The organism is Clostridium tertium (assembly GCF_017873245.1).
GTDB classification, from domain to species: Bacteria; Bacillota; Clostridia; order Clostridiales; family Clostridiaceae; genus Clostridium; species Clostridium tertium.
Map to the genome: position 1 here is coordinate 159,507 of NZ_JAGGJY010000004.1, position 12,623 is coordinate 172,129.

At 30.8% G+C, this 12,623-nt stretch carries 7 protein-coding genes; 3 read left to right on the forward strand and 4 right to left on the reverse strand.

Annotated elements, in window-relative coordinates; translation table 11 throughout:
- Positions 1–754 precede the first annotated feature (754 nt).
- From J2Z25_RS07085 to J2Z25_RS07095, 3 genes are all read left to right on the forward strand, one after another.
- The gene (locus J2Z25_RS07085; protein ID WP_245173141.1) at positions 755–2,068 is read left to right on the forward strand and encodes an immunoglobulin-like domain-containing protein; all 1,314 of its coding nucleotides are present in this window, start codon (positions 755–757) and stop codon (positions 2,066–2,068) included.
- A 39-nt stretch (positions 2,069–2,107) separates the two neighbouring features.
- Complete coding sequence (locus tag J2Z25_RS07090) at positions 2,108–4,627, forward strand: glycosyl hydrolase family 18 protein (RefSeq protein ID WP_209739354.1); 2,520 nt, start codon at positions 2,108–2,110, stop codon at positions 4,625–4,627.
- 90 nt (positions 4,628–4,717) lie between these two features.
- Positions 4,718–7,369, forward strand: coding sequence for a glycosyl hydrolase family 18 protein (locus J2Z25_RS07095; protein ID WP_245173142.1), 2,652 nt, complete (start codon positions 4,718–4,720; stop codon positions 7,367–7,369).
- 115 nt (positions 7,370–7,484) lie between these two features.
- Here J2Z25_RS07095 and J2Z25_RS07110 read toward each other — a convergent pair whose 3' ends face one another.
- From J2Z25_RS07110 to J2Z25_RS07125, 4 genes are all read right to left on the reverse strand, one after another.
- A complete protein-coding gene (locus J2Z25_RS07110; RefSeq protein ID WP_209739356.1) occupies positions 7,485–8,129 on the reverse strand; it encodes a pentapeptide repeat-containing protein in 645 nt (214 codons plus the stop codon).
- Positions 8,130–8,320: 191 nt separating this feature from the next.
- Complete coding sequence (locus tag J2Z25_RS07115; protein ID WP_209739358.1) at positions 8,321–9,793, reverse strand: PAS domain-containing sensor histidine kinase; 1,473 nt, start codon at positions 9,791–9,793, stop codon at positions 8,321–8,323.
- Between the two features lie 150 nt (positions 9,794–9,943).
- Positions 9,944–11,884 (reverse strand): bile acid Fe-S flavoenzyme BaiCD, encoded by a 1,941-nt coding sequence (baiCD, locus tag J2Z25_RS07120; RefSeq protein WP_209739360.1) that lies wholly within the window; start codon positions 11,882–11,884, stop codon positions 9,944–9,946.
- A gap of 140 nt (positions 11,885–12,024) precedes the next feature.
- Entirely contained in the window at positions 12,025–12,621 is a 597-nt protein-coding gene (locus J2Z25_RS07125) for a TetR/AcrR family transcriptional regulator (RefSeq protein WP_008681410.1), read from the reverse strand.
- Between the last annotated feature and the right edge of the window lie 2 nt (positions 12,622–12,623).

The following is a 12,623-nucleotide window of genomic DNA, read 5'->3' on the forward strand; positions in this document are numbered from 1 at the left end:
TCTGTTCCTTTTAATTCTAATCCGTAAATAACATACAAAATTTGTAAAATACTATTAATCGTTCGACTTTTTATTTAAATGTATTGCTTTTAATTTACTAATAGTTTATATTGTAAATAAATGGAGTATTCCATTTATTGTAAAGGAGGTGATATAGTTACCTTCGATGAAATAATAAGCATCATCGCTTATTATTTATTAACATTTTTGTTCCTAAAAATTCATTGTCACTTCACTCAATATAGGAATTAATAAACACTTCAGAAAAATCTAATAAATTACATTTAATATGTTCCATTTAGTATACAAATACTTTATTGGAGTATTTAACAAACCTTTTTATAAACATTTCTTAGGATATAAAATGCGTATTTTGTATGCTAATTAAAGTATTCTTAAGTTTTTAATAAACAACCGATCTTTCCTTTTAGATGTACAAATGTTTAAAGTGAGTCTCTTATTTTTTCTAAAAATATACAACTTACTTTAATCTAATATCAAATTATTAGATATTTACCTACTCAAAAAAAGATCCTCATTCAATATACAGATGAGAATAAATAAAAATATTGTTAGGAGGTAAATATAATTGAAGAAAAACTTTCTTAAAAAAGTTATTTGCACACTTTTGACAGCTTTCGTTACACTTACATCTACTTGATTTATTACTAAGGCAGCTACAAATGTTGGTAGTTATAATGCTGGTATTGGAATAAAAAACTGGCCTGCCCAAGTTAATGCTCCCTATGTTGATATGGTTGGCTGGGTAACTAAAAATGGATATTATATGGGGAATGATGGCGGAGGAGCTGCTAATCTTAAAAAGCTATCAGATGAAACTGGTATAAAATACTTTAACTTAGCTTTTATACAATCAACTGGTAGTGTTACAAATGGAAAAATCAATTGGGGCTGGGGAGGATATTCTGTTTTAAGCGAAGGTAAAAATGATAATCAATATAACGGAATAAAACAGTCTCTAAAAGACCTAAGAGCAATTGGTGGTGATGCAGCTATATCCTTTGGTGGTTCTGGTGGAACTGCATTTTGGCAAACTTCTCAAGATATTAATGTTCTTTATAATACCTATTTAGACATAGTGAATGGATATGCATTAACAAGAATAGATCTTGATGTTGAAGGCGGAGCCCAAAATAAACAAAGCAATATTGCTAATGCAAAGGCTGTAAAGATGTTACAAGATACTACAGGAGTAGAAGTGACATTAACCGTTCCTGTTTTACCATCTGGTTTAACTCAAACTCAAATAGATTTATTAGATGCCTATTTATCTAATAATGTTACTCTAAAATATATAAATATAATGGCTATGTGCTATGGAAGTAGTACTTTGCTACCTGAAGAAAATTATGGCACAGCCTCAATACGAGCAATAGACTCAACAAAGAATCAAATAAAAGATTCTTACCAAAAATTTGCTAATACTACTTTATCTGATTCCGAAGCTTATTCAAAAATTGGTGCTACAGTATCTGTAGGTTATGAAAGTTCTTCAGATCCTATATTTACTCCAGCATGGTCTCAATTAGTAGTCGACCATGCTAAATCTAAAAATATTGGCATGACTTCTTATTGGTCACTAAATAGAGATTCTCAAATAGAAAATAATCAAGGAATAACTTCTCAGTATGAGCATTCAAAGATATTTTCTAAATTCGGTTCACCAGCAATTCCTAGCGACAATACTGCTCCAGTGATTAACGGTGTTATAGATAAACAAATTAATATTGAAGATACCTTTAATCCTCTAGCAGAAGTTACTGCATCTGATAAAGAAGATGGTGATTTAACTAGTAAGATTATTGTAAACGGCTTAGTTGATACATCTAAAGCAGGAATCTACAATGTAATCTATACAGTTTCTGATAGTAAAGGCCGTTCTACAATAACAGTAATCGATACTTCAGTTCAGACATACATTCCAACTAAAGTATATGTAGCTGGAGATATAGTTTTATACAACGAAGTTATGTATAAAGCTAAATGGTGGACTCAAGGAGAAACCCCTGGTGCAACTCAATGGGGCCCATGGGAAAAGATAAATTAAATAAAATTAGAAATTTATTTGTAAAGGGGTTTTAATATTATGATAAGGAAAAAGATTTATAAAAAATCGAAGCCTATTGTTGCATTAACAGCAATAGCAGCAATGCTTATAACAGGTGTTACTCCAGTTAGAGCTACTGTTAATTCTAATACCGATTTTGCACCTAATGCAGTTCAACAATCTGATCAAAAATATCGTAATGTAATGTATTATGGGGACTGGTCAATCTGGGGAGGTCAAGGTAACTTCTACCCTAAGGATATTCCTGCTGATCAATTAACCCACCTTAATTTTGCATTCGTAGATTTTGATGCACAAGGTGTTTTAAAATTCACCGATAAAGATGCTGCTACTGGTCATCCTTTAGGAAATGCCGGCGTAACTTATGGTGATGTAAATGGAGGTATTCTAAATGCATTCCAAGTATTAAAAAGTGAAAATCCTAATTTAAAAATAGGAGTATCTTTAGGTGGCTGGTCTAAATCAGGTGACTTCTCAGTTATAGCTGCTAATCCATCAATAAGAGCAAACTTTGTAAAAAATGTTATGGCTTTTATTAAATATACTAATATGGATTTTGTTGATATAGATTGGGAGTACCCAGCTAGTCTTAGAGATCCAGACAAAGTTGATAATACTAACGATGAAGGAACTACTAAAGCAACTCCTGCCGACAAAGAAAACTTCATAATTTTATTACAAGATTTAAAGAATGCCTTAAATAAACAAGGTATTGAACTTGGAAAAACTTATGAACTTTCAGTTGCTATCCCTGCTGGTAAGGCTAAAGTTGATGAAGGTATTGATGTAGCAAAATTATTTAATGTAGTTGATTTTGCTAACATTATGACTTATGACATGGCTGGTGCATGGAGCACAGTTAGCGGTCATCAAACAGCACTTTACACTAATCCTAAATCTCCATTTAAAGGAGAATGTCTTTCTGTTGATGAAAGCGTTAATTACTATATTGCAAATGGAGCTAAGCCTGAAAAAATAGTTATTGGAGCAGCTTACTACACACGTGGATGGGAAAAAGTAAGTAATAACGGCCCAGATGCTGCTAACCCTGGATTATTTGGAACAGCCGCAGTAGTTAATAAGGATGCAGACCTTTCTCCAACACCAGGTGCTCTTAATGAAGCTCCTATAAAAAATGGTGAAGGTGGTCGCGCTGGTGGAGTATGGTCATACAATGCTCTTAGCCAACTAAAATCAAAATATACTGGTCTAAAAGAATATTGGGACGATAGTGCTAAAGCACCTTATTTATATAATGAAACAACTGGTGCATTCTTTACCTATGATAATGCAAGATCAATACAAGAAAAAGCTAAATATGTTAAAGAGCATAATTTAGGTGGAATGATTGCTTGGATGGCTTCACAAGATGCTAAAACAACATCTACTAAACATGATGAACTAACAAAAGTAACCAAGGAAGCATTATTTGGCTCAGGTAGTCTAGACAACTATACCTTAACTTATAATAATCTTAATATAACTTCTAAATTAACTACAAGTAAACCTGCATGGGGAAGTGGTAGTGTAATAAATTTAAGCTTTACAAATAATGAAAAGCTAAGTGAATCTGGTGAAGTTCTTAGTTCTGTTGAAACTGCAGCTAAAACTCTAAAAAATGTAAAGCTTTATATTAAGACAAATGGTATTACTATAACAGGTGCTCAACATCCAAGTCCTGCAGTTAAGCAAGAAAATGGATATTACGTAATAGATTTCTCTGTATCATATGATGGAAAGCTTATGAAACCTGGTCAAACAATATCTTTCGATTTAAACATTGCTGAATCTATAGATAACCTAAATGGATTAGTAAGTGTTGAATTATCACAAAGAATGTATTCAACATCTCCTGAAATGGGAAGACAATTTATTTATGGTAGCCCTGTATCTCCAGATGATAATACTGCTCCAGTAATTAATGGAGCTACTAATAAACAAATATATATTGGAGATTCCTTTAATCCTCTAACAGGTGTTACTGCCTCCGATAAAGAAGATGGAGACTTAACAAACAAAATAACCGTTTCTGGTACTGTTGATACAACTAAAGCTGGATCTTACAATTTAACTTACTCAGTTGTTGATAGTAAAGGTTTAAAAGCTACTACAATAGTTACTATAACTGTTTCCGAAAAAACTTCAACTAATACTGCTCCAGTAATTAATGGTGTTGCTAATAAGGAAATTAAAATTGGATCAGCCTTCAATCCATTAACTGGTGTTACTGCTTCTGATAAGGAAGATGGTGATTTAACTAATAAAATAGTTGTTTCTGGCACTGTTGATACAACTAAGGCTGGTGCTTACAATTTAACTTACTCAGTTACTGATAGTAAGGGATTAGTAACTACTGCTAAAGCAACAATTACTGTTGTTAATGATACAACTCCTGAAATCCCAACTTATAGCCCAACAAAAGCTTATGTAGCTGGTGACATTGTTATGTATAACGGAGTTAAATATAAAGCTAAATGGTGGACACAAGGTGAAACTCCAGGTGCAAATCAATGGGGTGCTTGGGAAAAAATTAATTAGTACACTTAACTATTTATAATTTGAAGATGGCTAACATTTTTGTTAGCCTCTTCTATCATCTTTTTTCAATTAAGATTATGGAGGTAAAATATGAAAAAGATTAAAATTAAACGAATAGTAACTGGAATAACACTTTCACTATTTACACTTTTTAATATATCAATACAACCTCAAGCTGCTGTCACAACTAATAATGAGAATATAACACCAACTGCTTCAGGCATTAACGATACAGATTTAAACAGAAAAATAATTGGATATTTCCCTGAATGGGCGTATAAAAGTGAGGCTCAAGGATATTTTGATGCTGCTGATTTGCAATGGGAATCCTTAACTCATATTCAATATTCCTTTGGAATGATTGATCCAGCAACTAATAAAATAACACTTGGAGATAAGCATGCCGCTATTGAAGAAACATTTGCAGATCATCCATTAACTCACAATGGTAAAGCTGTTACTCTTGATCCAACCCTACATTATAAAGGACACTTCAATGTTCTTCAAACAATGAAAAAACAATATCCAAACGTAAAGCTATTGATGTCTGTTGGAGGATGGGCTGGTAGTAGAGGTTTTTATACAATGCTAGATACTGATCAAGGTATAAATACTTTTGCCGATTCATGTGTTGAATTTGTAAGAAAGTACAACTTTGATGGTATAGATATAGACTTCGAATATCCATCTGCAACATCAACTTCTGGTAATCCAGATGATCAAGATTTAGCTGAACCTAGAAGAGGCAAACTAAATGAAAGATATAATCTATTAATGAAGACATTAAGAGAAAAACTTGATGCCGCTGGAAAGCAAGATGGTAAAAAATATCTTGAGACAGCTGCAGTAACTGCATCTTCTTGGGTTCTTGGTGGAATGACTGATAATTCTTATGCTCAATATTTAGATTTTCTTAGTGTAATGTCTTATGACTTCCACGGTGGTTGGAATGAGTTCGTTGAAAACTTAGCTAATATCTATCCCGATCCAGCTGATAGAGAAACTATACAAATGGCCATGCCTACATTAAATATGGATTGGGCTTATAAATACTATAGGGGAATATTACCTCCTGAAAAAATAATTATGGGAATCCCTTACTATACAAGAGGATGGGAAAATGTACAAGGTGGAACTAACGGACTACACGGTTCTAGTAAAACACCTGCTACAGGAATATATAACGTTTGGGGCGACGACGTAGATAATAACGGTGTCTTAGACCCTGCAGGAGCTAATCCATTGTGGCACGTATTAAACTTAATGGAAAATGATCCAAATCTAAAAGTTTATTTTGATGAAGTTGGTGGAGTTCCATACGTTTGGCAAAATGAAAAGAAGGTATTCCTATCTTTTGAAAATGAAAAATCAATAGATAAAAGAGTAGAATATATTAAAAACAAAAACTTAGGTGGAGCATTAATATGGGTAATGAATGGAGATTTTGGACCAAATCCTAATTATAAACCAGGCTCTACTAATATAAATGAAGGAAAATATACTTTTGGAGATACACTAACAAGTAGATTAAAATCTGGCTTAGATGCAATAGGAAATTGTAAAGTAACAGATGATTCTATTCCAGGATTATCTCAAACTGATGTAGAGGTTATATTTGGAGGAAAATATGATCATCCAAATTACACTTATGATATCAAAGTTACAAATAAAACAGATATGGCAATAGATAAAGGCTGGACTGTAAGTTTTGATTTGCCGAAATCAGCAATATTCGCTCAACCTCAAGGTGGAACTGCAACAATTGAAGATATTGGAGATTTTAATAGAGTTACAATAACATCATCAGGATGGCAAAACCTTGGAGTTGGAGAAACAGCTTCATTAGCAGGATCAATTAAACTATGCTTTGGAGGAGTAAAAAACTTAACATTTAATGGAATGCTTCCATCAAATGTTCCTTCAAATGGAAACTATGCTCCAACATTAAAAGGAATTTCAAATACTTCAATAAATTTAGGTGATTCATTTAATCCTTTAGCAGGTATTACTGCTTCTGACAAAGAAGATGGTGACTTAACTAGTAAGATCTCAGTTTCTGGATCAGTTAACACATCTAAAGCTGGTGACTATACTCTAAAATACACAGTTACAGACAGCAAAGGATTAGCTACAACTAAGGAAAGAATAATAACTGTTCTAAGAATATTAGAACCTGGACAACAATTCTATGATTCAAGTAAAACTTACAAATATGGAGATCAAGTTGTTTATAAAGATGCCCTATATGAATGTATTTCTTGGTATATACCTCCTACAGATGATGGCTCTCCAGCTAACACAAAATATTGGAAATTAATAAGAGTCCTTCCTGATGGATCAACTCCTACTGAAAATACAGCTCCAGTTATTAATGGTGCAGTTAATAAACAAATTAATATCGGTACAAGCTTTAACCCTCTAACCGGTGTTACTGCTTCTGATAAAGAAGATGGTGATTTAACTAGTAAAATAGTTGTTTCTGGTACTGTTGATACAACTAAAGCTGGTGCTTACGATTTAACTTACTCAGTTACTGATAGTAAAGGACTAATAACTACTGCTAAAGCAACAATTACTATTGTTAATGATACAACGCCAGAGATTCCAACCTATAGTCCTACTAAAGCTTATGTAGCTGGTGACATTGTTATGTATAACGGTGTTAAGTATAAAGCTAAATGGTGGACACAAGGTGAAACTCCTGGATCAAATCAGTGGGGTGCTTGGGAAAAAATCAACTAAATTAATATAGTTTATCTCTCCTTTAAATATTAAATATATAAAAAGACAGTATAGAATTTAATCAATTTAAACTCTATACTGTCTTCTTTTTTATAAAAATAATAGTTGTATCTTATTACTTAATTACTATATTCATTAATCTAGTTAAATCTAATCCCTGAATGCTAGTTACAATTGCACCTGATAAATCACTTATTTCAACATCTATTTCAGTTATATCACAAGTGGTCAAATCCACTTTATTTAATGATGTTTTATTAAAATATGAAGCAGTTAAATCTGTATTATTAAAACTAACTTTATCAAATTTAACCTGTTGAAATATGCTTTCTTTGAAATTACAATCTTCTATACATACATTCTTTAGCTTTGAATAAGATAAATTTATATATTTTCCTAGGGAGTCGCGAAACGCGACATCCTTTATATTACACTCATCTAACTTTGCTCCAAGTAATTTACAGTTAACAAACTCTACTCTATGTATACTCCCATCACCTAAATCAACATTAGATAAATCACAATTTTCAAATCTTGTATCTAATAAGTCAATATTTCTAAGTGATGAGCTTTCAAATACTACATTCTTAAATATACAAGAATCTATTGTAATTCCTTTACTAATCATATTTTCTATTGCTATATTTTCTACTATTTTATTTTGAATCTTATCAGCTTCAATTATTTCCTCTGTGATATCTTCTACTTCTTCAAGCTCATCTAGGAACTTTGGCTTTTGAATATTAACTTTCATTGCCATAAACCCTCCATATACATTAAACATTTTTATAAATTATTTCCATTCATAACATATTAATTTTATTATATTACAATATAAAGTTTTAGTTATATAATTTACCTAAAAATTATTAGATAGATATCAATACTATTATATTCATATATTTCGTCATTTTATAAATTTAAATATGTATCTATATTAATAGAGCTAAACTAAATGCAATAAATATCTGAAAACTCTTTACCACATTTATTAATAAGCTCCTCTACTTCCGCATTAACTTCTTTACTATTTTCTAGTTCATTTGAATATAGTCTTATTGTAACTTCAGTCCCAACTCCTACTTCACTCTCTATGTTAATAAGTCCACCATGCATTTCTACTAACGACTTCACTATAAATAAGCCTAATCCACTACCTTCATGTTTTCTTGACAAGCTCTTATCTGCTTGTCCAAATTTATTGAAAACATTCTCTATATATTCTTTAGGAATCCCTTCACCATCATCCTTTACAGTTATATCCACATAATCTTCATATGCATTAATATTAACTACTATATTTCCTTCTCCATGAATATGTTTTATTGAATTAGATAATAAATTTAATATTATCCTTTCAATACTCTCCTTATCACACTTTACAATTTTTTCTTCTTTATTCGTATCAAATATTATTGATATATCTTCAGATCTAATATAATCTACTACTGCTAAAGCTATATTTTCTACTAATGATACAATATTATAATTGTTTATAGATATTTCATAATCTCCAGAATCAATTTTTGTTATATCTATTAAATTATTTATTAATCGTTCTAACCTAAAAGCATTTTTCTCTATTGACTTAGTATATTTTTTAAGAATTATATCATTTAAGTTTTCTTTAGCTCTATTTTCTATGTATGTATTAATCAATTTGCTTGCACTAATTATTATGTTTAATGGGGTTTTAAACTCATGTGATATATTTGTAAAAAATTCATTTTTTAAAGTTTCCATTTGTATTTCATGTTCTAATACACTTTTCTTTTCATTTAATGTAATTTTATCGCTTATATTATCAGCAAATCCCATAATAAATTTTACTTTTTCACATTCATCTAAAACTGAAAATTTCCTTACATTATGCCACATGTATTTATTTCCTATATTAAACTTTTGAGGCATAACAAAATAACCTTTTTCCTCTATTATTTTCCTGTCTTCATTTTTAAATATATTTGATTGATTTATGTCCCAAATATAACTATCATCTTTTCCTATTATCTCAGATTTATCTATACATAGGACATCTGCATATCTCTTGTTAGCATATACATATTTACCATTTGTATCTTTTATCCAAGCAATTAACGGTATATTGTCTAATATCAACTCTAAATCACCTATATTATACGATTTACTTTTTAATTCCTTTAGAGTTATCAAGCTTAATTCCGTTTTATCTATAATAATATTTTTAATAATAGGCTGAAATATAACTTCTTTATCATTTTTATCATTAATAATTATGTATCTATCTGATTTATCTTTGTCTGTAAGTAGTTCTAATATGTTAAGGTCATTTAACTCTTTTAAATTATCTCCTAATAAATTTCTTAGTGCTTTATTATAGAATTTTATTTTTCCATCTTTTATAAGCAAAATATAATCTTGCAATACATCTATAAATTCTTCCATAGATTATACCCCTTTCATACACATTTCACTCATTAAAATATTATCATTTTAAATTTTCCAATTCAACCTATTAATGTTTTTTAATAACATTTGAATGTTTATATAAAAAAGTGGCACCTAAATTATAGATACCACTACATATTTAATATATTAAATTCTTCTTGCTACTTCAGATGCCTCTTCTATGCAATTAAGTGCTCTACGAGCTCTAACTGCATCTCCAATTACGTGATATGGTATATTATTTTCTTTGCAATAGTCAGATATTGATTCAAAATTACGAGATCTTGCTCCTATTGCAACTATAACTGAATCACATGGAACTTCTTCAACTACTCCATTTCTATCTATAACTATTGATTTTTCCTTTATTTCAACACATTTTGCTTCAGTTATGGTCTTAATTCCTTCATGATATAAGCTTTCCATAACACAAATCTTTCTTAATTGCCCTAAATCCTTTGCTACTTCATTAAGCATTTCCACTACAGTAATTTTATTAACATTTCCTGATAAATACTCAGCAACTTCTAAGCCAACTAGGCCTCCTCCAATTACAACTATATCCCCATTTACCTTCGCTTTTCCTGCAAGTATATCATGAGAATTAGTTACATGAGGTAAATTTGCTCCTGGTACATTTAACTTTATTGGTTCTGCACCAGCTGCTATTATAACTTCATCTGGATTTATATCCTTAATTACTTCAGCATTAACAGGTGTTGATAATTTTATTTCAACTCCCTTTCTCTTAGCCATTTCTCCCATTGCTATAGCAGCTTCCTTCATTTCTTCTTTTCTTGGTGCTGCACCAGCAAGAACAAATTGTCCACCTAGTGAATCAGATGCTTCACATAAGATTGGATTATGTCCTCTATCCTTTAATTCTATAGAAGCTTCTAATCCAGCTACTCCCCCACCAACTATTAATACCTTTTTAGGATTATCTGTTTTATTAATAACAAATTCGGCTTCTCTACCTAAAGCAGGATTTCTCATACAAGTTATAAATGGTGCATCTGGATTAGTAAATCCATCATAACAACCTTGATTACATCCAACACAACGTACTATATCATCAACATTTCCATTCTTAGCTTTATTACAGAATTCTGGGTCAGCTAATTGAGCTCGTCCCATAACAACCATATCTGCTTTTCCACTTCTAATTATTTCATCTGCTTGCTCTGGATCATTAATTCTTCCAACAGCAACAGTAATCATTCCAGTTTCTTTTTTAATTCTTGCTGCATTTTCAACATTAAATCCTCTTGGTACGTCAACTGGTGGCACTTCATATTTTACAGCTGCACTTGAAAAATTTCCACGTGATACATCAAGTACATCTACTCCAGCCTCTTTAGCCCATTTACAAAATTGAATAACCTCTTCTATAGTAAGTCCATCTTCTACACAATCATCATGAGCATCTATTCTCATAAATAAAGGCATATCTTCTGGTATGTTTTCTCTTATAGATTTTATACACTCTAATAAAAATCTAGCACGATTTTCTAAGCTTCCACCGTATTCATCCATTCTTTTATTAAAAGCCTTACTTAAGAATGAGTGTGGTGTGTAATTATGTCCAGCATGAAACTCTACAGTATCATATCCTGCTTCTACAGCACGTTTAGCTGCATCTCCAAAAGCCTTAATACATTCATTTATTATTTCCTTGCTTGCAGCTTTTATAACATAGTCTGTTCCTTCAACTTTAAAATCACTTGGAACTACTACCATTGAAGTTTGATCTCCAAATAATACAGCTGAACCACCAAGCCATAATTGTACTCCTGCCTTTGCTCCACCTTCATGTATTGCATCAGCAAGCTTTTTCATTCCTGGAATATATTTATCATCTGATAGTGCTAAAAAGTTTTTCGGTGCAGCTTTATCATATACAGAACATACTTCTGTGAAGTTTAAGCCATTTCCTCCTAAAGATCTTGCAGCATGGTAATTTATAAGCTGATCAGTAACTACCTTCTCATCTTTTACCATCTTTGTTCCCATTGCAGGAAATTCAATTCTATTTCTTATTTCCATTCCTCTAATTTTTATTGGACTAAAAAGATCATTAAATGCCATTTCGCTACCTCCAAAATTTGATTTTCAATATTTCCCTCACATTCATTATATGACTTTGTTAAAATTAAATCAATATGTTTCAAACATTTTGTTTTAATTTTAACAAAAAAAATATCTCATTTATTAAATGAGATAATAACCTACATTTTCATATCATTTCCTTTTAACATCTTTAGTATATATTTTATGTAATTAAGTCTTGAATCTATATTATTTGATATTTCCTCACCAAAAAATTCATGATCTTCGCCCATAAATGGATATATAATAGACGAAATAAATATAGCTCTTTTATATTTAACTTCCTCGCCTTCACAATTTAAAACCTCTATCAATGTACTATCCAATTTTCTATTTTTTTCTTTTGTAGTTTCAATTATTTTTACATCCATTTCATCCTTTTCTTTTGAATCAGTGGCCTCCTTATTCATAACAAGTACACCAGGATATCTTAACGAATATTCTATAATTTCATTAGCGCATCTAATAAGTCTCTCTTCATTACTTAACTCTTCATAATCTAATGGCGAATATGCTTGAGTAATATTGTCTATATAAAATTGTTTAACATATTTCAGCATATTATCCTTACTGCCAAAATAGTAATTTATTGCACTTACATTTACTTCAGCTTCTTTTACTATTGTTCTAATTGAAACATTAGTTGACCCATTTTTTCCAAAAAGATATAATGCTCTATCCAAAATTTTTTCTTCTATCCCCTTTAATTCCTTCATAT

Excerpts from the sequence above, each read along its gene's own strand:
- J2Z25_RS07110 (WP_209739356.1), bottom strand. The coding sequence starts at position 8,129 with ATGGCAATGAAAGTTAATATTCAAAAGCCAAAGTTCCTAGATGAGCTT.
- J2Z25_RS07125 (WP_008681410.1), bottom strand. The coding sequence starts at position 12,621 with ATGAAGGAATTAAAGGGGATAGAAGAAAAAATTTTGGATAGAGCATTA.
- J2Z25_RS07115 (WP_209739358.1), bottom strand. The coding sequence starts at position 9,793 with ATGGAAGAATTTATAGATGTATTGCAAGATTATATTTTGCTTATAAAA.
- J2Z25_RS07095 (WP_245173142.1), top strand. The coding sequence starts at position 4,718 with ATGAAAAAGATTAAAATTAAACGAATAGTAACTGGAATAACACTTTCA.
- J2Z25_RS07085 (WP_245173141.1), top strand. The coding sequence starts at position 755 with ATGGTTGGCTGGGTAACTAAAAATGGATATTATATGGGGAATGATGGC.
- J2Z25_RS07090 (WP_209739354.1), top strand. The coding sequence starts at position 2,108 with ATGATAAGGAAAAAGATTTATAAAAAATCGAAGCCTATTGTTGCATTA.
- baiCD (WP_209739360.1), bottom strand. The coding sequence starts at position 11,884 with ATGGCATTTAATGATCTTTTTAGTCCAATAAAAATTAGAGGAATGGAA.